The 21,440-nt window shown below is 70.2% G+C and carries 17 protein-coding genes and 1 pseudogene; 9 read left to right on the top strand and 9 right to left on the bottom strand.

What is annotated here, in order from left to right; all coding sequences use genetic code 11:
- Positions 1-114 precede the first annotated feature (114 nt).
- Positions 115-1,404 carry a citrate synthase gene (locus ACZ55A_RS05315; RefSeq protein ID WP_468833984.1) on the top strand — a complete coding sequence of 430 codons (1,290 nt, stop codon included), beginning with the start codon at positions 115-117 and terminating at the stop codon, positions 1,402-1,404.
- A 549-nt stretch (positions 1,405-1,953) separates the two neighbouring features.
- Here ACZ55A_RS05315 and ACZ55A_RS05310 read toward each other — a convergent pair.
- A complete protein-coding gene (locus tag ACZ55A_RS05310) occupies positions 1,954-2,241 on the bottom strand; it encodes a heavy-metal-associated domain-containing protein (RefSeq protein WP_468833976.1) in 288 nt (95 codons plus the stop codon).
- Between the two features lie 170 nt (positions 2,242-2,411).
- On the opposite strand from ACZ55A_RS05310, the gene ACZ55A_RS05305 reads away from it, so the two are divergent.
- Entirely contained in the window at positions 2,412-3,038 is a 627-nt protein-coding gene (locus tag ACZ55A_RS05305; protein WP_468833968.1) for a DedA family protein, read from the top strand.
- A gap of 151 nt (positions 3,039-3,189) precedes the next feature.
- On the opposite strand, the pseudogene ACZ55A_RS05300 reads toward ACZ55A_RS05305, so the two are convergent.
- Together ACZ55A_RS05300 and ACZ55A_RS05295 are read right to left on the bottom strand one after the other, a co-directional pair.
- A pseudogene (locus tag ACZ55A_RS05300) lies at positions 3,190-3,926 on the bottom strand (sulfite exporter TauE/SafE family protein).
- Entirely contained in the window at positions 3,923-4,954 is a 1,032-nt protein-coding gene (locus ACZ55A_RS05295; RefSeq protein WP_468833961.1) for a Gfo/Idh/MocA family protein, read from the bottom strand. Before ACZ55A_RS05295 ends, ACZ55A_RS05300 begins: the two are co-directional and overlap by 4 nt.
- Before the next feature lie 216 nt (positions 4,955-5,170).
- Here ACZ55A_RS05295 and ACZ55A_RS05290 point away from each other — a divergent pair, with 216 nt between their 5' ends.
- Positions 5,171-6,289, top strand: coding sequence for a LacI family DNA-binding transcriptional regulator (locus tag ACZ55A_RS05290; protein WP_468833954.1), 1,119 nt, complete (start codon positions 5,171-5,173; stop codon positions 6,287-6,289).
- Positions 6,290-6,293: 4 nt separating this feature from the next.
- On the opposite strand, the gene ACZ55A_RS05285 is transcribed toward ACZ55A_RS05290, so the two are convergent.
- The 6 genes from ACZ55A_RS05285 to ACZ55A_RS05260 all read right to left on the bottom strand — a co-directional run bounded on the left by ACZ55A_RS05285 (position 6,294) and on the right by ACZ55A_RS05260 (position 12,737).
- A complete protein-coding gene (locus ACZ55A_RS05285) occupies positions 6,294-7,220 on the bottom strand; it encodes a 2-dehydropantoate 2-reductase (protein WP_468833949.1) in 927 nt (308 codons plus the stop codon).
- A gap of 110 nt (positions 7,221-7,330) precedes the next feature.
- Positions 7,331-7,525, bottom strand: coding sequence for a MerR family transcriptional regulator (locus ACZ55A_RS05280; RefSeq protein ID WP_468833946.1), 195 nt, complete (start codon positions 7,523-7,525; stop codon positions 7,331-7,333).
- A 444-nt stretch (positions 7,526-7,969) separates the two neighbouring features.
- Positions 7,970-8,353, bottom strand: a complete 384-nt coding sequence (locus ACZ55A_RS05275; RefSeq protein WP_468833942.1) for a peptidoglycan-binding domain-containing protein — start codon at positions 8,351-8,353, stop codon at positions 7,970-7,972.
- 83 nt (positions 8,354-8,436) lie between these two features.
- Positions 8,437-10,023: a sugar porter family MFS transporter gene (locus ACZ55A_RS05270; protein ID WP_468833936.1), complete on the bottom strand. Its 1,587-nt coding sequence runs from the start codon at positions 10,021-10,023 to the stop codon at positions 8,437-8,439.
- A gap of 424 nt (positions 10,024-10,447) precedes the next feature.
- Positions 10,448-11,467 (bottom strand): Gfo/Idh/MocA family protein, encoded by a 1,020-nt coding sequence (locus tag ACZ55A_RS05265; RefSeq protein WP_468833931.1) that lies wholly within the window; start codon positions 11,465-11,467, stop codon positions 10,448-10,450.
- Between the two features lie 349 nt (positions 11,468-11,816).
- Complete coding sequence (locus ACZ55A_RS05260; protein ID WP_468833924.1) at positions 11,817-12,737, bottom strand: sugar phosphate isomerase/epimerase family protein; 921 nt, start codon at positions 12,735-12,737, stop codon at positions 11,817-11,819.
- Positions 12,738-13,438: 701 nt separating this feature from the next.
- Between ACZ55A_RS05260 and iolC the strand changes: the two genes are divergently transcribed.
- The 6 genes from iolC to ACZ55A_RS05230 all read left to right on the top strand — a co-directional run bounded on the left by iolC (position 13,439) and on the right by ACZ55A_RS05230 (position 21,240).
- Positions 13,439-14,434: a 5-dehydro-2-deoxygluconokinase gene (gene iolC / locus ACZ55A_RS05255; RefSeq protein ID WP_468833918.1), complete on the top strand. Its 996-nt coding sequence runs from the start codon at positions 13,439-13,441 to the stop codon at positions 14,432-14,434.
- Positions 14,435-14,559: 125 nt separating this feature from the next.
- Positions 14,560-15,447 (top strand): Cgl0159 family (beta/alpha)8-fold protein, encoded by an 888-nt coding sequence (locus ACZ55A_RS05250; RefSeq protein ID WP_468833911.1) that lies wholly within the window; start codon positions 14,560-14,562, stop codon positions 15,445-15,447.
- Positions 15,448-15,567: 120 nt separating this feature from the next.
- On the top strand, positions 15,568-16,482 hold the full coding sequence (gene iolB / locus ACZ55A_RS05245) for a 5-deoxy-glucuronate isomerase (RefSeq protein WP_468833905.1): 915 nt from the start codon (positions 15,568-15,570) through the stop codon (positions 16,480-16,482).
- Positions 16,479-18,362, top strand: a complete 1,884-nt coding sequence (gene iolD, locus ACZ55A_RS05240) for a 3D-(3,5/4)-trihydroxycyclohexane-1,2-dione acylhydrolase (decyclizing) (RefSeq protein ID WP_468833899.1) — start codon at positions 16,479-16,481, stop codon at positions 18,360-18,362. The genes iolB and iolD overlap by 4 nt, the downstream gene beginning before the upstream one ends.
- Before the next feature lie 37 nt (positions 18,363-18,399).
- Positions 18,400-19,893 (top strand): CoA-acylating methylmalonate-semialdehyde dehydrogenase, encoded by a 1,494-nt coding sequence (locus ACZ55A_RS05235; RefSeq protein ID WP_468833893.1) that lies wholly within the window; start codon positions 18,400-18,402, stop codon positions 19,891-19,893.
- A 213-nt stretch (positions 19,894-20,106) separates the two neighbouring features.
- Positions 20,107-21,240 (top strand): hypothetical protein, encoded by a 1,134-nt coding sequence (locus ACZ55A_RS05230; RefSeq protein WP_468833887.1) that lies wholly within the window; start codon positions 20,107-20,109, stop codon positions 21,238-21,240.
- Positions 21,241-21,440 lie beyond the last annotated feature (200 nt).

Here is a 21,440-nt window from a genome sequence, read left to right as displayed (position 1 = left end):
TGCCGCATTGAGGCCCTATGGCCGACCCCGAGTGCACATCCAAGGTCCAAATGGGGGAAGGTATAGGCAGTCAGGGCACCTCGAAGAAGAGGCACAACGTCGGTGAGGGATGACGTGAGCGACAACTCTGTAGTACTGCGTTACGGGGACGGCGAATACAGCTACCCGGTCGTCGACAGCACCGTCGGCGACAAGGGCTTCGATATCTCGAAGCTGCGCGCCCAGACCGGTCTGGTGACCCTGGACTCCGGTTACGGCAACACCGCGGCATATAAATCCGCGATCACCTATCTCGATGGTGAGCAGGGAATTCTTCGTTACCGCGGGTACCCGATCGAGCAGCTTGCAGAGCGCAGCACGTTCGTCGAGACCGCGTACCTCTTGATCAACGGTGAGCTGCCCACCGTCGATCAGCTGTCGGCCTTCAAGCAGGACATCACGTACCACACCCTGCTCCACGAGGACGTCAAGCGCTTCTACGACGGCTTCCCCCGGGACGCCCACCCGATGGCCATGCTGTCGTCCGTCGTCAGCGCGCTGTCGACCTTCTACCAGGACAGCCACAACCCGTTCGACGAGCAGCAGCGCCATATCTCCACGATCCGGCTGCTGGCCAAGCTCCCGACGATCGCGGCCTACGCCTACAAGAAGTCGGTCGGCCACCCGGTCGTCTACCCGAGCAACGACCTCGGGTACGTCGAGAACTTCCTGCGGATGACCTTCTCGGTGCCCGCCGCCGCCTACGACCTCGACCCGGTCGTCGTCGGTGCCCTGGACAAGCTGCTGATCCTGCACGCCGACCACGAGCAGAACTGCTCGACCTCCACGGTCCGCCTGGTCGGCTCCTCGCAGGCGAACCTCTTCGCCTCGATCTCGGCCGGCATCAACGCCCTGTGGGGCCCCCTGCACGGCGGCGCCAACCAGTCCGTGCTGGAGATGCTGGAGCGCATCCAGCGCGACGGCGGCGACGTCGACGCCTTCATCCGCAAGGTGAAGAACAAGGAAGACGGCGTGAAGCTCATGGGCTTCGGGCACCGCGTCTACAAGAACTTCGACCCCCGGGCGAAGATCATCAAGGCCGCGGCGCACGATGTCCTCTCCGCGCTCGGCAAGTCCGACGAGCTGCTGGACATCGCCCTCAAGCTGGAGGAGCACGCGCTCTCCGACGACTACTTCGTCGAGCGCAAGCTCTACCCGAACGTCGACTTCTACACCGGTCTGATCTACCGGGCCATGGGCTTCCCGACCGAGATGTTCACCGTGCTCTTCGCGCTCGGCCGGCTGCCCGGCTGGATCGCCCAGTGGCACGAGATGATCAAGGAGCCCGGTTCCCGTATCGGCCGCCCGCGGCAGATCTACACCGGCGTCATCGAGCGCGACTTCGTACCGGTCGAGCAGCGCTGAACCCCGCCCTCCGAGGGGCAGGCCGCCGCGCCTGCCCCCTGAAGGCAGGCCGCTGAGTGCGGCAACGCCGGGCCTCGGCCGCCCGGCCCGCACAAGACGAAGCAGAAGCGCAGAAGCACGAAAGCGCCCCGCCTCCGGATCCCCCCACGGGTCCAGAGAGCGGGGCGCTTCCTATCCCGGTTGGATTCCCCCCACGGGATCCGTCCGGGCGCTCCGGTTGCACCGCGCTCTGCCGGGACGCGCACATCGGGAGGGCCGCTCAAAGCTCCCCGGGCACGTCGCCCCGGCCACGCGTAGCCGGGCTTGATCCCCCAAGATCAGCACGGCTGGTGCAGTGCAAGCCCCGCCGGGGTGCCTGCACTGCACGGTTAGACTCGCGACCCCCCTCAATGGTTACGTTCCAATGAGTGTGATCTGGGTCTCTTGCCATATGGGGGCGAATGCGGTCAAGGGCCGCCATCTGGAGATCGGGCGCCCGGAGTATGAGTGTTGTGCCCCGGTGTGGGGGCGTTGTGGCAGTTGTAAAGACTGCGTGAAGATTGATGGCGATCAGGCCGCCGGTCCCCCGAACTCATACCCCGCCTCGTCAACCGCGGCGCGCACGGCCTCCTCGTCCAGCGGGGCCTTGGAGGTGACGGTCACCAGACCGGTGGCCGCAACTGCCTGTACCGAGCTGACCCCGGCGATCTCGCCGATCTCGGACGACACCGCCCCCTCGCAGTGGCCACAGGTCATGCCCGTGACCTTGTAGGTCGCGGTCACCTCGCCGACCTGGACATCAGTGCCGCCGGAGTGGCAGGAGCCTTCCGGGGTGCAGCAGGAGCTGTTCTCGGTCATGGATTCTCCTCGTGGAGCCGGTGTGGGGCGCCGGTATGGGGTGCCGATGTCGAGCCTATACCCCTAGGGGGTATCAATCCAAGCATCGGCCACGCCACCACGTTGCCGCCTTCCCCGCCCCGCGTCAGCCTTGGGGTACGGGCTCGGGGCGGATCCGAGGAGGCGGCCGGATGGACGTACTCGCCCTCTACGGCCTGCTGGTGCTCACCACCCTGCCGCCGCTGGTCCCCAACTCCGCCCTGCTCGTCTCCGCCGGCGTGCTCGCCTCCCGCGGCGAACTCTTCCTCCCCCAGGTCCTGCTGGTCGTCGCCGGCAGCGCCCTGCTGGGCGACCTGCTGATGTACTTCGCCGCGCGGCACTTCGGCGAACCCGTGCGGAACTGGATGCGACGCCACCCCCGCCGCCGGGCGCTGCTGGAGTGGACCTCGCAGCACATCCAGCGCTACGGCGTGCCGTTCGTGATCGCCGTACGGTTCCTGCCCAGCGGACGGATCGCCGGGGCGCTGGCATCCGGGGTGCTGCGCTATCCGCCCCGCAAGTACGCCCTCGGCGCCGGCATCGCCGAGCTCACCTGGGCGACGTACTCGGTCGGCCTCGGCTACATCGGCAGCGCCGCCGCCCATGACCGGCTCTACGCCGCCGGGGTCGGCCTGGGCGTCTCCTGTGCGGTCGCCGCCGTCGGCGCCGCGATCCAGTGGGTGGCCCGGCGCCGGACGCTGCGGGAACGGCCCGAGGAGAGCGGCGAACGGGACGGTGAGGGGCGCGACGACCGTGCCTCATCCCCGGTGGCGGCTTAACGGCGTTGACCTGGCCTTCCCTCGTGCGGGGCGGCACTGTCAGTGGCGGGCCGTACAGTTCAGTCGTGGGGTAATTACGGAGAGTGACTGTAGGGGTGTCGGTAGCTCGATCGGCAGCCCGATCGGGATCCCACTGGATCCCATCGGGAGCTCAGCGAAGGAGGTTGAGGCTGGACAGAGCGGTGAAGAGGAGCACCAGGCGTTCGAAGAGGGCCTGATCGATGCGGTGCACGAGAGCTCGTCCGAGGAACGCGCCGGCCGGCACGGCGAGCGCCGGCACCGCGACCAGAGCAAGGAGATCGGGCGTGATCAGCCCCAGCCCGATGCGAACGGCAGCTTGAAGAGATTCACCAGGAGGAAGAACCACGCGCCGGTACCCAGGAACCCGAGCATTGTCAAACCCGAGGAGAGGAGGTAGAGCGACATCGCGGGGCCGCCCGCGTTGGCGACCATGGTGGCGAAACCGGCCATCAGGCCGAAGAGCAGGGTGCGCGCCGGCCGAGCGTGCCCGGCCGGCACCGACGACCGGTGCCTCCGCCCTACGTGGTGCAGCACGATCGCCAGCAGCAGCACGCCGATCGTCCGGCGCATGACGGTGTCATCCGCCATGGCGACGAAGACGGCACCGAGCAGCACGCCGGCCACGACCGACGGCAGCAGCCGCAACAGCGCGGACCAGTCGGTGTGCCCGCGGTAGGCACGGACGGCCAGTACGTCACCGATGAGGAGCAGGGGCAGCAGAGCGCCGGTGGACTCTTTGGCGGGCAGGACGGCCGCGAAGAGCGCGACGCTCAGCGCGCCGACGCCGCTGAGGGCGGTCTTGGAGACCCCCACCAGCAGCGCGGCGCACAGCAAGATGCCCAGCGATATGACCCCGGGGTCGCTCACGCGCCCGGCGTCGCCGGCCCGGCCGTGGCGCGGACATCCGCCAGAGCGACCGGTTCGCCGGTCCGGCGCGAGCGCTCACAGGCCTCGGCGACATACAGCGCCTCCAGCGCCTCCGCGGGCGAACACGGGCTCGGCGTACGGCCGGCGGCCACCTCGGTGAAGACGCCCAGCTCGGTCACGTAGGCGTCGTGGAAGCGCTCCATGAAGGTGGCATACGGTTCCGCGGCCCGCTGCCAGGACAGCTTCGGCTCCGCGGACGGCAGCGGCGCGCGGTCGTCGAGCCCCACGAAGCGGGCGCCCTCGGAGCCGCAGACCTCCAGCCGGACATCGTGGCCCGCCCCGTTGTAGCGGGTCGCGGTGACCGTCGCCAGGGTGTCGTCGTCGAAGCGCAGCAGCGCCGCGCAGGTGTCGACATCGTCCCCGTCGGCGAAGAAGGGCGCGCCACGGTTGGCGCCCTGGGCGTAGACCGAGACCACCTCGCGGCCGGTGAGCCAGCGCAGGATGTCGAAGTCATGGATCGAGCAGTCCCGGAACAGCCCGCCCGAGGTGGGGATGAAGCCGGCCGGCGGCGGGGTCCGGTCACTGGTGCAGGCACGCAGGGTGTGCAGCCATCCCAGCTCGCCGGACCGCAGCGCCTCGCGCGCGGCGCGGTAACCGGCGTCGAAGCGGCGCTGGAAGCCGATCTGTACGGGGACGGTGCCGGCCCGCGCCCGCTCCACGACGCCGATGGTGCCCGGCACGTCCAGCGCCACCGGCTTCTCGCAGAAGACCGGAACCCCGGCGTCCAGGGCCTGGTGGATCAGTGCGGCGTGAGCGCTGGTGGCGGCGGTGATCACCACACCGTCCAGGCCGTCCGCGTACATCTTCGCGATGCTCGTGGCGGCCCGTACGCCGAGGGTGTCCGCAAGCGCCGTGGCGCGCGCGGCATCGGCGTCCGCGACCACCAGGTCGGTGACGTCCGGGACGCTCTGGAGGGTCTGGGCGTGGAATGCGCCGATGCGCCCGGTGCCGATGAGGCCGATCTTCATGGTCGGTCCTTCCAGAGAAACTGTTTGGAAACGGTCTTTGGAACGGTCCAACGCCGTCGTTCCGAGGACCCTGCATGTCCGGATGTCCGCATGTCAACCCTTCTGCGGCGGCCCATCGGTCCGGCATTGGTGCTCCATCGGCGCCGTCGGTGCCTCTCGGTGCCGACCAGGCACCGGCATTGACCCCGACCCGCCCCGGTGGAAGGATCGCCATCTATGGAACGTTCCAACGAGCATGCCGAAGGGCGCCCCGACGGGCGTCCCAACAGGCGTCCCGACAGGCATCCCGATGGACGTTCCGGCGGGCGGCGGGCGGATGCGGTGCGGCCCCCGACGATCCGCGGTGTCGCCGAGCGTGCCGGCGTCTCCAAATCGCTGGTCTCGCTCGTTCTTCAGGGCTCGCCACGGGTCAGCGACGCCAAGCGGCAGGCCGTACTCGACGCCATCGACGAACTGGGCTACCGGCCGAACGCCGCCGCCCGCAGCCTGGTCGTACGCCGTACGCACACCGTCGGCGTGCTGCTGAACGATATGCGCAACCCCTGGTTCGTCGAGGTCCTCGACGGCCTGAACTCCCTGCTCCAGGCGCACGGTCTGCGGATGCTGATGGCCGACGGCCGCCTCGACCAGCGAGCCGGTCAGGACTTCGCCCGCACCTTCCAGGAGCTGCGGGTCGACGGCATCGTCGTCGTCGGCACGCTCCCGGACACCGACGGGCTCGCCGAGGTCGCCGAGCGGCTGCCGACCGTCATCGCGGGCAACCACGGCCCCCGCCTGCCGCGCGTCGACATCGTCGCCAACGACGACGAGCGCGGCGCCCAGCTCGCCACCGAGCACCTGATCTCCCTGGGCCACCGGCGGCTCGCCCACATCACCGGCCACGGGCCGGTCGGCGCACTGCGCCGGCGCGGCTTCGAGGCCGCCGTACGCGCCCACGGCCTGGACGCGAGCGCCCTCGTGGAGACCGGTGACGGCACCGAAGAGGGCGGCTACCGGGCCGCCGTACGACTGCTCAACCCCGCCCGCGGCGCCGAACGCCCCACCGCCGTCTTCGCGTTCAACGACATCTCCTGCATCGGCGCGCTCTCCGCAGCCCAGGAACTGGGGCTGGAGGTGCCCGCCGACCTCTCCCTCGTCGGCTACGACAACACCTACCTCGCCCGCATCCGCCACCTCTGGCTCAACTCGGTGAACAACGCCAGCCACGAGGTCGGCCGCCGCGCCGCACGCTGCCTGCTGGACCGTATGGACCGCCCGGACGCCCCGGCCGACCACCAACTCGTCGCGCCCGCACTGGAGATACGGGGATCGACGGCGGCACCCCCGCGCCCGTGATCCGTTACGCCGTCCCGCCTCGCAGCTCGCGGTCCACCGCCCGCAGCAGGGTCAGCAGCATCCGGTTCAACGGCGTCGCGATGCCGTGCCGTTCGGCCGCCCTGACCACCGCTCCCGTGATGAACTCATGCTCCAACGGGCGCCCCGCGAGCCGGTCGTAGAGCATCGACGAGCCGCCGTCCGGGGGCGCCTTGGCGTACAGCTCCAGTGTCCTGGCGACGTCCTCCTCGCCGATGTCCGCGCCCTCCGCCCGCGCGACGGCGGCCGCCTCGCGCAGCAGATCGCGGCTGAGCGCCGCCATTTCGGGGTCGGCGAAGATCCCTATCCGCTGCTGGAGGAGGGCGGTGAGCGGGTTGGCTGCGAGGTTGGTGAACAGCTTGCGCCAGGCCGCCGTGGTGAAGTCCGGGACCGGGTGCACCTGGAGTCCGCTGCCGGCCAGCAGGGCGGCGAAGCGGTCCGCCAACGGGCCCTCGGGAACGTGCAGTTCGCTCGCGACATGGTGCCGGATCCGGCCGGGCGCGGTGCGTTCCGCAGAGATATAGACGACGGTGGGGAGGATCTCCGTGCCCTGGGGAACAAGCGGAGCCACCCGCTCCTCCTGGTCGATGCCGTTCTGGAGCACCGCGACGGCGGTCCCGGGTCCGCACAGCCGCCGCAGCCAGCTCTCGGCGCCCGCGGTGTCCTGTGCCTTGGTGGTCAGCAGCACCCAGTCGACCGGTGCCACCTGCGCAGGCTCGGTGGCGATCCGTACCGCCGCGGAACGGGCCTCGCCGCCGCTCTCGACGGTGAGCCCCGGCAGTGGGCTGCGTACGCACAGCGTGACATCGAGGCCGGCCCAGTGGGTGAGGGCGGCGGTATAGCCACCGATCGCGCCGGCACCGATCACCGCGATCCGCGCGGCGGGCGCTGCGGCCCGGGATTGCTGGGGCATACCCCGATCGTAGAGCGGCCGCGCTCACGAGGGCAGGAGCCCGGCCGGACGCGGCGGGCCCCGGCGCCTTGCAGGGACGCCGGGGGCCGGGGGCTCGTTCCAGGGCGGCGTCAGCGTCGGCCGCGCTGGCCGGGTCGCCGGGCCACCCATGCTCTGACCGTGTCCGCGAACCAGTACGGTTTTCCGCCCTCCACCAGATCCGGATCCGGCAGCAGCCCGTGCTTGCGGTACGAGCGCACGGTGTCCGGCTGTACCTGGATGTGCGCGGCGATCTCCTTGTACGACCAGAGCCTGCGGTCGGTCATCTCTGCCACCTCCTGGGTGCCGTACGCAGGGTCGGCCCGGGGCGAGCCGGCAGGGGCCGCGTACGGCCTGGTGATCACTCACCCTGTGCCTGGACAACGACACCGAGTGACCGTCGGGGAGGGGCTGTTGATCGGCTGTGACGGAAGGCCCGCGTAACGGTGACAGCTGTGACGCAGGACGGACGCCTGTGACGAGGATGGGACGGGCGTGCCGGCCACGGGAGGTGGAGAACCGGCCACGGGAGGTGGAGAAGGGGAGTGGGTAGGCAGACAAGCAGTGTGGCGGGCCGGTCCCGCGTGGGAACCGGCCCGCCACACCGTGTATATGTCGCGGCCCTGGGGGACGACGTACATGCATCGCAGCCCTGTGGGACGACGTACATGCGTCGCGGCCCTATGGAACGGCGTACATGTGTCGCGGCCCGTGGGGCGACGCGCTGCGGATCAGCCGTACAGCGCGCGCCAGGTCTTCTTGTCGACCTTGCCGTTGGCGGTCAGATGGTGCCGGGACTGGAACTTCTTCACCGCGGACCGCGTCTTGGGCCCGAAGTAGCCGGTCAGATCTCCCCAGGGGAGGTAGCGGCGGTTCGCCAGCAGGCACTGCACCTGCGAGACGCGGTCGCCGCGCTGACCGTAGACGGTGAGGGCATAACCGTTGTAGTACGCGCAGGCCGCCAGGGTGCCGGCCCGCTCGCTCGCCGGACCCGTTGCGGATACCGGACCGGCTGCGGATGCGGGACCGGTGAGCAGTCCGGCGGTGAGCAGCCCCGCGGTCGCGGTCAGGACGGTTGCGCGCTTGACGGCATGACTGAGTGCATGGGCATTCACGAATTCCACCGTTTCCCCCGTTGGATGTGATTCCACCCACTCTGACGCCGGGCGGGCGGTGCACGGTTCCCGCCGACGCCCCGTCAGCCCGCCGTCTCCACAGTCCCCGCCTCTGCCACCTCTCCTGTCTCCGTAACCTCCGTCGTCTCCGCTACGTCGGCCACCCCTCTCGCCTCATCCGGCTCAGCGCCCGCCGCCTTCCGCAGCTCCTGCTCCAGGTCCTCCAGCGCCAGCCCCTTCGTCTCCGGTGCGTACCGCTTGCAGAAGAGCAGGGACAGGACGCACATCGCGCCGAAGAACCAGAACGTGGTGCCCGCGCCGACCGCATCCAGCAGCACCGGAAAGACCAGCGCAACCGCGAAGTTGACCATCCACATCACGAACACCGCGGCACCCATGGCCAGTCCGCGGACCTTGAGCGGGAACATCTCGGCGAGCAGCAGCCACACCCCGGTGTTCAACGTGGCCTGCATGAACGCCATGTACAGCACCATCAGCCCGAGGACCAGGGCGCTGACGGCGGTGGACCGCGGCAGACGGAAGGAGGCGCCGAGCAGGACGAGCGCCACCGCCATACCGGCCAGCCCGGTGATCAGCATGGGGCGCCGGCCGACCCGGTCGATCAGCGACATCCCGATCGCGGTGGCGACGACGGAGATCACACCGACCGCGATCGTCGCGGTGATCGCGGCGCCGGTGCCCAGCCCGGTCGACGCCAGGATCTTGGGCGCGAAGTAGACCACCGCGTTGACACCGGTGATCTGCTGGACCACCGCCAGCCCGATGCCGACCAGCAACAACCGCCGCACCCACGGCGTACGCAGCTGCTGCCAGGCCCCGCGCCGGGCGCCCGCCTCCAGCCTGCGGGCGTGGTCGATACGGGCCAGCTCGCCGGGTACGTCCTCGGCGGGCAGCGTACGGCGAAGCACCCGGGCCGCATCGTCCTGCCGTCCCTTGCTGATGTACCAGCGCGGGGTGTCCGGCAGGAAGAACAGGCCGCAGAAGAGTGCCACGGCGGGCAGCGCAGCCAGCCCCAGCATCCAGCGCCAGGCCTCCCAGTGCGCCAGTACGGCGTTGATGAGGTAGGCGAGCAGCTGACCGCTGACGATCATCAGCGAGTTGAAGGAGACCAGTCGGCCACGGATGTGCGGTGGCGCGATCTCGGAGAGGTAGAGCGGGGTGATGACGGAGGCGCTGCCGACGGCGAGGCCGAGGACGAAGCGCGCCACCGTCATGAAAGGGATGCCGGGGGAGAGCGCGACCGCCACCGCGCCGCCGATGAACACGGCGCCCGCCCACAGCAGGGAGTTGCGCCGCCCGAGCGCGTCGGACATCCGGCCGCCGATCAGCGAGCCGAAGGCCGCGCCGATCAGCAGCGCACTGGTGATGATGCCTTCGCCCAGGGACGTGAGACCGAACTGGTCCTCCATGAAGGGGAGAGCGCCGGAGATCACCCCGGTGTCGTACCCGAAGAGAGCACCGCCGAGCGCGGCGATGGCAGCGATGCCGACGATGAAACGCCTGGCGCTGCGGGCCTGAGGACTGCTGGTTGATGTGGTGGAGGTGGTTTGGCTGGCCGGAGTGGTGGAGGGGGCTGGGCTGGTCGGTGTGGTGGAGGTCGTTTGGCTGGTTGGAGCGGCGGAGTCTGCTGGGCTGGTCCGAGCCGTCATGGTCGGCTCCGCTTCGCCCGGGTGGCCAACTCGGCGACCGGGGCGGGCGGTTCGAGGGCGAGCGGTTCCATGGCGGGTGGTAAGAGGGCGGGTGGTACGGGGTGGCGCGATGCAGCGGCGGCACGGGCGGGGCGCATGATGCGGGGCCTTTCGACGGTCGGGCGGCACGGCCCGCCGCCGTACCGACCTACGGGGGCGCGGGACGGCGAGGGGCGGGGAGCAGCGCGGAGGGCGGTGAGGGGCGGGAGGGTGAAGAGCCCGAGGCAGCGCGATGGGTCACTGATGTCGCGGTCGGTCCCTGGCGGCGCGGTCGGTCACTGACGCACGGAACGGACGCGCCCGCGTGTACGGAACGGACGCGCCGGCTCTACGGAATGGACGTGCCGCGTCTACGAAACGGACGCGCCGCGCCGGCCGTCCGCATCTACCGGTACAGCGCCGGCCGCTCGATCAGCTCCACCGCCACCCGCTCGCCGCTGGCCTGGGCGAGCACACCCGCCTCGCACACCGCGGCCGCCGCATAGCCGTCCCAGCAGCTGGGCCCCTCGACCTCGCCACGTCGGGTGGCGTCCACCCAGCGCTGCACCTGCCGGTCGTAGGCCTCCTCGAAGCGCTCCACGAATCCGGGGGTGATGGTGCCGCCCCATCGGCCGGCCGTGTTGGTGAACACCCCGTGGTCGTCGCCGATCCGGGCGGTGCCGCTCTCACACACCGCCTCGCAGACGACCTGGTAGCCGAAGCCGCAGTTGACGAAGATTTCGGTGTCGACGACCTGGCCGCCGGCGGTCTCGAAGAGGACCAGCTGTGGGTCGCTCAGCCCCTCGGGCGCGTTCCCGGTGGGCGTCGGGCGCAGCACCCGTACGGCCGTGATCTCGTCCTCCAGCAGCCAGCGGGTCACGTCGATCTCGTGCACCACCGAGTCATTGATCATCATCGCGTTGGTGAAGCCGGGCGGGGTGTCGGCGTTGCGGTGCTTGTTGTGCAGCATCAGCGGACGGCCGTAAGTGCCTTGATCCAGCAGGGACTTGAGGGCGCGGTAGTCCGCGTCGTAGCGCCGCATGAAGCCCACCTGGACACGACGGTGCCCCAGCGCCTGCTCGGCCTTCAGGACGCGCAGCGCGGAGGCGGCGTCCGGCGTCAACGGCTTCTCGCACAGCACGGGCAGGTCGCGGGCGAAGGCGTCCAGCAACGCCGCCTCGTGCGCGGGGCCGGGTGAGGCGATGAGCACAGCGTCCACCGCGGGGTCGTCCATGGCGGCGGCCGGCTCGGTATAGGGGGTGCAGCCCTCGATGCCGTCGGCGAGGTGCTTGACCCGTGCCGCATCGATATCGACCACCGCCGCCACCCGGGCGCCACTGATCACCTCATTGATCCGGCGCACGTGGTCGGCGCCCATCCGGCCGGTCCCGATGACCGCCACACCGAGCGTTCCGTACGAAGTCATGTCGTCCTCAAGTCCTTACGTGCTCAGACTGACGTGTTACAGCATGTGATATACCCTGGGAACTGATTACTCTCCGTAATCGTTGCCGGAGTATGAGGAGGCGCCACGAGGTCAAAGCCCAGCACCCACGACCAGCACCCAGTGACCGTTACCCAGGCCCAGCACCCAGGCTGCTACCCAGACCCAGCACCGGTGCCCAGGCCCAGTACCGAGCGCCCGGGCCCAGTGCCCAGGCTCAGCACTCAACGCGCACCGCTCAACTTGCAGTACCCGCGGCGCGCCCGTGGCTCACGGACCAGGGTGAGTGGCTCATGGACCAGGGTGAGTGGTCATGGCCCAGTGGGGTGGCTCAGGCCCCGCAGGAGCGGAGGAAGCGCCGGGTGCGCTCGGCGATGGGGAACGGCTGGTCGGGCGGGCAGGGGTACATGTCCTGCTCGACGATGGCGAAGAGGTCGACGTTCAGCTCCTGGGCGGCTTCCAGGACAGGCGGCAGTGCGGGCACGCCGAGCGGCGGTTCGCACATCACGCCCTGCTGGACGGCCGGGCCGAAGGGCGTGCCCTTGGCGACGACGTCGCTGAGGATGTCGGGGTCGACCTGCTTGAGGTGCAGGTAGCCGATCCGCTCGCCGTAGGTGCGGATCAGCTTGACGCTGTCGCCGCCGCAGTAGGCGTAATGCCCGGTGTCCAGGCAGAGGTTGACCAGGTCGGAGTCGGTGACGTGCAGGAACCGCTCGACGTGCTCCTCGGTGTCGATGTGGGTGTCGGCGTGTGGATGCACGACGATGTCCAGCCCGAATTCGTCCCGGACGCGCTTGCCGAGTCGCTCCATGCCGGTGGTCAGGTGCTTCCACTGCTCGACGGTCAGCTCGCGGGGTTCGAGCTCCTCGGCGGTCTTGTCGTCCCGCCAGAAGGAGGGGATGACGACGAGGTGCTTGGCGCCCATCGCCTGGGTGAGGGTGGCGACCTCCGAGACGTGCGCCCAGGTCTTGTCCCAGACGGCGGGGCCGTGGTGCATCGAGGTGAAGATCGTGCCGGCCGAGACCTTCAGGTTGCGGCGGGCGATCTCCTCGTGCAGGACCGCTGGGTCGGTGGGCAGGTAGCCGTACGGCCCGAGTTCGATCCACTCGTAGCCGGCCTCGGAGACCTCGTCCAGGAAGCGCTGCCAGGGGACCTGCTGCTCGTCGTCGGGGAACCACACGCCCCAGGAGTCGGGTGCGGAACCGACGCGGATGCGGTCCAGAACGGGCGGTGCGGCATGGGGTACGGACATGCTGCGGCTCTCCTCTCGCCGGTCGGCGGTGACCGGGAGGCGCTGGGGTGGGGTTGTGGGGCACAGCCTCTCTATCGCCCCGGGGAGTGTCAAGACTTCGTCCTGACATAAGGACTTAAGGACTTTGTAACTCTGGGGAAGGGGGAGGGCTGGGGGCGGGGCGGGGTTGGGGTGGGGTGGGGGTGTGGTCGGGAGGGGTGGGGTGGCGTCGTGGGTGGGCTCGGTTGGCTGGCGAGTCCTGGCCGGTCCGGGCGGGTGGCGCCTGGTGGGTCCTGGTCGGTCGGGGCGGGTGGTGTCTGGTTCTTCCGGGGCTGTTCGGCGTCTGGGGGTGGTCTCTGTCCCGGGGTCTGTTGAGGTCTGCCTGGGCTTCGTTTGGCCGGCCGATGTTGGGGCCCGTTCGGGGCTTCGGGGGGCGTGGGGGCGGGCTTTGGATTTTTGACTGTGCTGTCCGGATTTCGGATTTCGGTGTTCTTGACGTCAGAATGTAAGGACAAACTGTTGACAGGGTCTGATCCTCCCCGTTAGACCTTTCCTCAGACCGAAGCCGACGAACCTGCGGGACTGGAGGGCCTGAGGGCTTGCGAGTCCCTGTGGGCCCACGACCCACAGAACCCGCTCAACCCGCTCAACCCACCGCAACCGCCGAAGGACCCGCCGAACCCGGCCGTGCCCGATGGGCCGGCCGAACCGAAGGGGCGTATATGACCGAGCCGTACGACCTGATCACCATGGGGCGCATCGGGGTTGACATTTATCCGTTGCAGTCCGGTGTGCCGTTGGCGCAGGTCGAGACCTTCGGGAAGTTTCTGGGGGGGTCCGCCGCGAATGTTGCGGTGGCGGCCGCCCGGCTGGGTCGTCGTAGCGCGGTGATCAGCCGTACAGGGCGTGATCCGTTCGGCGACTATCTGCATCAGGCGCTGCGGGACTTCGGGGTGGACGACCGGTGGGTGAGGCCGGTGGACGGTCTGCCGACCCCTGTCACCTTCTGCGAGATCTTTCCGCCGGACGATTTCCCGCTCTACTTCTACCGTCTGCCCAAGGCCCCCGACCTGGTCATCCACCCGGAGGAACTCGACCGGGACGCGATCGCGGCGGCGCGGATCTTCTGGGTCACCGGTACGGGGCTGTGTGAGGAGCCCAGCCGTAGTGCCACCCTCGCCGCGCTGGAGGCCCGCGCCAAGGTGGGCACGACCGTTTTCGACCTCGACTGGCGGCCGATGTTCTGGGGCGGTGAGGGCGGGGCTTCCAAGGACGGTGGGGCGAGCGGTGCCGCGGCGCGGGCCGCTGCCCGTCCGTTCTACGAGGCCGCGTTGCAGCACGTCACGGTTGCCGTGGGCAATGTGGACGAGGCCGAGGTGGCGACCGGGCTGCGGGACCCGAAGGCCTGTGCCCAGGCGCTGCTGGAGAGGGGGGTGGAGCTGGCCGTCATCAAGCAGGGGCCGAAGGGGGTGCTGGCCGTACACCGCGACGGCCGGGTGGCGGAGGTCCCGCCCACCCCCGTCGAGGTGGTGAACGGGCTTGGTGCCGGGGACTCCTTCGGCGGGGCGCTGTGCCACGGGCTGCTCTCCGGCTGGGACCTGGAGCCGATGATGCGCTACGCCAACGCCGCCGGCGCCCTGGTCGCCTCCCGCCTCGCCTGCTCCTCCGCGATGCCTACGGCCGAGGAGGTCGAGGCGTTCCTCGCGGAGCGGCGGTAGTCGCTCTCCGCTCCGGTCTCCGGTCCGGCCTCCGTTGCTTCCCCGCGCGCCCGCCCCGCCTGCGGCACCACCGCCGGCGCCTCCGCCCCGCCCCCACCTGTGCACTCAAGAAGGTGAGTTGAGCCTTGACCCCTCGGATCAGTGACCTCGCGACGCTGCGGGCCCGGCGGCCCGGAGCCGTTGCGGAGGCCGCCGCCCGCCGCACCCGTCGCCCGCTCATCGGCGACAGCGGCCGGCTGATGATCGTCGCCGCCGACCACCCCGCCCGTGGGGCGCTCGCCGTCGGTGACCGGCAGCTCGCCATGGCCAACCGCCTCGATCTGCTCGAACGCCTGGTGCTGGCGCTGTCGCGGCCCGGTGTGGACGGGGTGCTGGCGACCGCCGACATCCTGGAGGACCTGCTGCTGCTCGGCGCCCTTGAGGGCAAGGTGGTGATGGGTTCGATGAACCGGGGCGGCATCGCGGGCGCCTCGTTCGAGATGGACGACCGGTTTACGGGCCATCGGCCGCAGGACCTGGCCCGGCTCAGGTTCGACGCGGGCAAGCTGTTGCTGCGCATCGACTACGACGATCCCGGGTCGCTGACGACCCTGGAGGCCACGGCCCGCGCCATCGACGCGATGGCCGAGCGGGAACTGCCCGTGTTCGTCGAGCCGTTCCTCTCCTCCCGGATAGACGGCAGGGTGCGCAACGACCTCAGTCCCGAGGCCGTCACCCGCTCCGTCGCCATCGCCTCCGGCCTCGGCGGTACCTCCGCGTACACCTGGCTCAAGCTGCCGGTCACCGACGACGCGGACGGCATGGCCCGGGTGTGCGAGAGCACCACCCTGCCGACCGTGCTGCTCGGCGGCGATATCGGCAGCACCGTCCAGGACCAGGAAGCCGCCTACGAGAAGTGGCGCAAGGCGCTGCGGCTGCCGACGGTGCAGGGCCTGGTCGTCGGGCGCTCGTTGCTCTATCCGGCGGACGGGGATGTCGCGGCCGCCGTGGACACCGCCGTAGGCCTGTTGTGAGCGTCGTGTCCGCCGCCGGGCCGCAGTCGGAGACGAAAGCCGCACCTCTGTGCCGCGCGGGGCGGGGAAGCGAACGAGAAGGTACTGCGAGCGTCACGATTTCCGCAGGAGACTCGAGTTATGGGTACTGAATTCCATCTGAGGGCCGGGGCCGCGGCCGAGGGGCCGTACGCCGTGGACATCGATCCGGAGCGGGCCGGCTGGGGGTACTCCTCGCTGCGCGTGCTGGAGCTGCCGGCCGGTGGTCACCACTCCTTCGCCACCGGCGACAGTGAATGGATCGTGCTGCCGCTGAACGGCGGCTGCACGGTGCTGACCGACGGCGGCGACACGTTCGAACTGACCGGCCGGGAGAGCGTGTTCAGCGGTGTCACGGACTTTGCGTATGTGCCGCGTGAGGCGCATGTGCAGATCGCCAGTGGGGCGGGTGGCCGCTTCGCGCTGACCGGTGCCCGCTGCGAGCGCCGGCTGCCCGCCCGTTACGGTGCCGCGTCCGGTGTCCCCGTGGAGCTGCGGGGGACCGGCAACTGCTCCCGTCAGGTCAACAACTTTGCCGCCGCTCCCACGGGAGACGACCCGGAGTACGGCTTCGCGTGCGACAAGCTGATCGCGGTGGAGGTGCTCACCCCGGGCGGCAACTGGTCCTCCTATCCGCCGCACAAGCACGATGAGTGCCGCCCCGGCGAGGAGGCCGAACTGGAGGAGATCTACTACTTCGAGATCGAGCCCGCGCACGGTACGGACGGTGTCGGCTACCAGCGGGTCAGCCCTTCCGGGCACGGCCGCGGCACCGATGTGCTCGCCGAGGTCCGCAGTGGGGACGCGGTGCTGATCCCCGACGGCTGGCACGGTCCGTCCATCGCGTCCCCCGGTCACGCCATGTACTACCTGAACGTCATGGCCGGTCCCGGTGCGGACCGCGAGTGGCTGATCTGCGACCACCCCGACCACGGCTGGATCCGCGGCACCTGGCCCGGTCAGCCCGTCGACCCCCGCCTCCCTCTCTACGAAGCGCCCGCAGGAGACGCCCGATGAACGCTCCGACGACCCGCCGTCTGACGGTTGCGCAGGCCCTGGTCGAGTTCCTCGCCCACCAGTACACCGAGCGGGACGGCCGCCGGCACCGGCTGATCAATGCCTGCTGGGGCATCTTCGGCCATGGCAATGTCGCCGGTATCGGCCAGGCCCTGCTGGAGTCCGGTGAGGCGCTGCCCTACCTCCAGGGCCGTAACGAACAGGCCATGGTGCATGCCGCGGTCGGTTACGCGCGGCAGTGCGACCGGCTCTCCGCGCAGGCCGTCACCACGTCCATCGGGCCGGGCGCCACCAACCTCGTCACGGGCGCCGCGCTGGCCACCGTCAACCGGCTGCCGGTGCTGCTGCTGCCCGGTGACATCTTCGCGACCCGGCCCGCCGACCCCGTCCTCCAGCAGCTCGAAGTCCCGTACGCGGGCGATGTGTCGGTCAATGACGCGCTGCGTCCGGTGTCCCGCTACTTCGACCGGGTCACCCGTCCCGAGGCGCTGATCCCGGCCGCGCTCCAGGCCATGCGGGTGCTCGCCGATCCGGTCGACACCGGCGCGGTGACCCTGGCGCTGCCGCAGGACGTGCAGGCCGAGGCGTACGACTGGCCGGAGGAGTTCTTCGCCGACCGGGTGTGGCGGGTGACCCGGCCCGCCCCGGATGCCGGTGCTCTCGCGGAGGCGGTGCGGGCCGTGCGGGGTGCCCGCCGGCCGCTGCTGATCGCGGGCGGCGGAGTGCACCACTCCGAGGCCGAGGAAGCGCTGCGGGCCTTCGCCGACGCCACCGGCATCCCGGTCGCCTCCACCCAGGCCGGCAAGGGCTCGCTGCGCCACGACCACCCCGCCGACATCGGCGGTATCGGCCACACCGGCACCGCCACCGCCGATGCGCTGGCCCGGGAGGCCGACCTGGTCATCGGTGTGGGCACCCGCTACACCGACTTCACCACCGCCTCCTCGACGCTCTTCGACGCGCCCGGTGTCCGCTTCGTCAACCTCAACATCGCCCCGTTCGACTCCCACAAGCTCGGCGCGGCCTCCCTGGTCGCCGACGCCCGCGCCGGTTTGGAGGCGCTGACCGGCGCGCTGGCCGGGTACCGGGTCGAGGAGGAGTACGAGGCCGGCTACCGGGCGGCGAAGGAGGAGTGGGAGCGCCGGGTGGATGCCGCGTACGGTGCCGCGGACGACTCCGTACGGCCGTCCCAGACGCAGGTCCTCGGTGCGCTGGACGCCTTGGTCGACGACACCGACGTGGTGATCAATGCGGCCGGGTCCCTCCCCGGTGACCTGCACAAACTCTGGCGCGCACGGTCCCGCAGGCAGTACCACCTGGAGTACGGCTACTCCTGTATGGGCTATGAGATCCCCGCGGCGATCGGTGTGCGGCTGGCCGCGCCGGACCGGCCGGTGTGGGCGCTGGTCGGCGACGGTACGTATCTGATGAACCCCACCGAGATCGTCACGGCGGTCCAGGAGGGCATCAACATCAATATCGTCCTCATCCAGAACCATGGGTATGCGTCCATCGGAGGCCTGTCCGAGCAGACGGGTGGTGAGCGCTTCGGGACGGCGTACCGCTTCCGGGCGAAGGACGGTACGTACACGGGCGCGCCGCTGCCGGTGGATCTGGCCGCCAATGCCGCCTCGCTCGGGATGCAGGTCATCCGGGCGGGCACGGTGGGTGAGCTGCGTGCCGCGCTCGCTGAGGCGCGTGGCGCGAACCGGCCCACATGTGTCTATGTCGAGACCGAAACGGCCGACACTGTGCCGGGCGCGCCGGAGGCGCAGGCCTGGTGGGATGTACCTGTTGCCGAGACCGCGACCCGTCCGGCGGCGGTCGCCGCACGTCAGGCGTACGACCGGCAGGTCGCCGGGCGCCGTCGCCACCTCTGACCCCGTTCGAAGTCGTCAGCCCAGAAAGGCCCCCCGCATGAAGACCATCAGCCACTGGATCGGCGGCAAGCCCGTTGAGGGTGTCTCCGGCAACTTCGGCCCGGTCTACAACCCGGCCACGGGTGCGCAGGAGAAGCAGGTCGCTTTCGCCTCTGTCGAGGAGGTCGATGCGGCCGTCCGTGCCGCCAGGGAAGCGTTCCGGACCTGGGGCACCAGCTCGCTGGCCAAGCGCACGTCGGTGCTGTTCAAGTACCGCGAGCTGGTCGATGCGCACCGTGAGGAGATCGCCCGGCTGATCACAGCCGAGCACGGCAAGGTGCACTCGGATGCGCTCGGTGAGGTTGCCCGTGGTCTGGAGATCATCGAGCTGGCCTGCGGTATCCCGGAGAAGCTGAAGGGCGAGCTGTCCACGCAGGTCTCCACCCGGGTCGATGTGGCGGCGATCCGCCAGTCGCTCGGTGTGGTCGCCGGTATCACGCCGTTCAACTTCCCGGCGATGGTGCCGATGTGGATGTTCCCGCTGGCGATCGCCTGCGGTAACACCTTTGTGCTCAAGCCGAGCGAGAAGGTGCCCAGCGCGGCCTTCAAGCTGGCCGAGCTGGCCGCCGAGGCGGGGGTGCCGGACGGGGTGCTGAACATCGTCAACGGTGACAAGGTGGCGGTCGACGCGATCCTGGCGCACCCGGACATCGCCGCGGTCTCCTTCGTCGGCTCCACGCCGATCGCCCGTTACATCCACACCACCGGTACCGCCAACGGCAAGCGGGTGCAGGCGCTGGGCGGCGCCAAGAACCACATGCTGGTGCTGCCGGACGCGGACCTGGACCTGGCCGCGGACTCCGCGATCAATGCCGCGTACGGGTCGGCCGGTGAGCGCTGCATGGCGATCTCCGTCGTCGTCGCGGTCGGGGAGACCGCCGACCCGCTGATCGGCAAGATCAAGGAGCGCGCCGACAAGCTGCGGATCGGTCCCGGTGACGACCCGGCCTCCGAGATGGGCCCGCTGATCACCAAGGCCCACCGTGACAAGGTCGCCTCGTACGTCAGCGGTGCCGCGGCGCAGGGTGCCGATGTGGTCATCGACGGCACCGGCTTCACCGTCGAGGGCTACGAGGACGGCCACTGGATCGGTATCTCGCTCCTGGACCACGTCACGCCGGAGATGGACGCCTACCGCGACGAGATCTTCGGCCCGGTGCTGTCGGTCGTACGGGTGGAGACGTACGACGAGGCGATCGCGCTGATGAACAACTCGCCGTGGGGCAACGGCACCGCGATCTTCACCCGGGACGGTGGCGCGGCCCGCCGCTTCCAGCTGGAGGTCGAGGCCGGGATGGTCGGTGTGAACGTGCCGATTCCGGTGCCGGTCGGCTACCACTCCTTCGGTGGCTGGAAGGACTCGCTCTTCGGCGACCACCACATCTACGGCAATGACGGCGTGCACTTCTACACCCGCGGCAAGGTCGTCACCACCCGCTGGCCCGACCCGTCCGACGGCGGCATCAACCTGGGCTTCCCCAGCAACCACTGACGGGAGCCGTCACGGGGTGCCCTGACAGGACCCGTGACCCGGGCCCCCTGCCGGTCTTCTCCGGCAGGGGGCCCGGCATGTCCCGGTTCGTGGGGCGGTGGGGCGGGTGGGGGAGGGAAGGCCGCAGGTCCGGGGGAGAGCGGGCGGTGGCGCGTTGCTACCGTGCTCCCTCGCCGAGCTTCGACACCACCGGGGGACGATATGCATCAATCCATGGCGCTGGCCAAGGGCGCCCGTATCACGGGCGGGGTCTTCTGCCTGCTCTTCTTCCTGTTCACGGCCTACTGGTTGGCCGTCGACCTCGGCGAGTTCGGTATCGACGGCGTCTGGGAGTCCTGGACGCTTCAGCACCCCGGCGGCACCAACGAGGTCACCGGCCCGTTGCAGTTCGGTCTCGCCCTGGTCCAGTTGGGGGCCGCGTTCACGGCCTTCGCCGGGCAGCGGGTGGCCGGCGGGCTGCTGGCCGTCGCCACCACCTTCACCTTCGCCACCGCCCTTCAGGCTCTTGTCAGCGTCGGCAACCACACCAGCGACGACAAGTGGTTCACGCACGCGGAGACGGCCACTTCCACCTTCGACGGTGTCTTCATCAGCAGCGGACTGCTGTTCCTGCTGACGCTGGTGGCCGGCGCCGTGCTGCTCGGCGGGATGCGTGCCTGGCCGCGGGAGAAGCCCAGCGATCCGCCGGTGCGTCCGGTGAAGACGGCCGGTGTGGTGGCCGGTCTGCTGCTGGGCGCGATGGCGCTGTGCAATGTGGCGTGGCAGATCTACATGCTGGTGCAGGGCGGCAGTGGCTCCTTCGAGATGTTCTACCTCGGCCGGGGTGTGCTCAGTTCGCTGCTGAGCCTGGCTCCCGGCTGGTCCGGGCTGGTCTTCCTGGTGCTGACCGCGGTGGCCGGTCTCAGCAGCCTGATGCGTGGCGGGGCGGCCCGTGGTCTGGCCATCGGGCTGTCGGCCCTGTCGCTGCCGGGCGCCCTGTTGACGGTGGTCGCGATGGCCGGCGACGGTGCGCTGTTCAAGCTGAGCGACACCATGCCGGGCCTGAGCATCCTCAACATTCTCCAGCTCCTGCTCGATGTGCTGGGGTCGGTGGCCCTGTTCGTCCTGATGGGCCGTGGTGAGCCGGTGGCGCCGGCCTGGTATCCGCCGTCGGGCGCCGGGCAGTTCGCCGTTCCCGGCTTCGCCCCGCACGGTCCGCAGGGCCCGCCGCAGCCCGGCTGGCAGCCCCCGGCCGGCCCGGTGCCCCCGGTCGGCGGGCCCCCGATGGCCCCGCCCGGCGTCCCGCCGATGCCGCCCGGGACGCCGCCGATGCCCCCGCAGGGCGGATTCGGGCCGCCGCAGTACTGACGGCGCCGGTGAGGACCTGGTCGCTGTCGTCCGGGAAGAAACAACTGTGCTGCGCGTCCGCCGGGTTGGTAGTCTCCGGCGGACGCGCAGCGCGTGTGCGCACTGCTGGACAAGGGAGGTTGATGAATATGGCCCGCCGGACGCCTCATCAGCATGCCCTTGGCCGGGCCGCCGTCTGAGCCGGACCCAGAAACGTCCGG

It is taken from the genome of Streptomyces sp. NPDC034111 (assembly GCF_055575375.1).
This window is presented reverse-complemented; position numbering and strand designations above follow the sequence as displayed.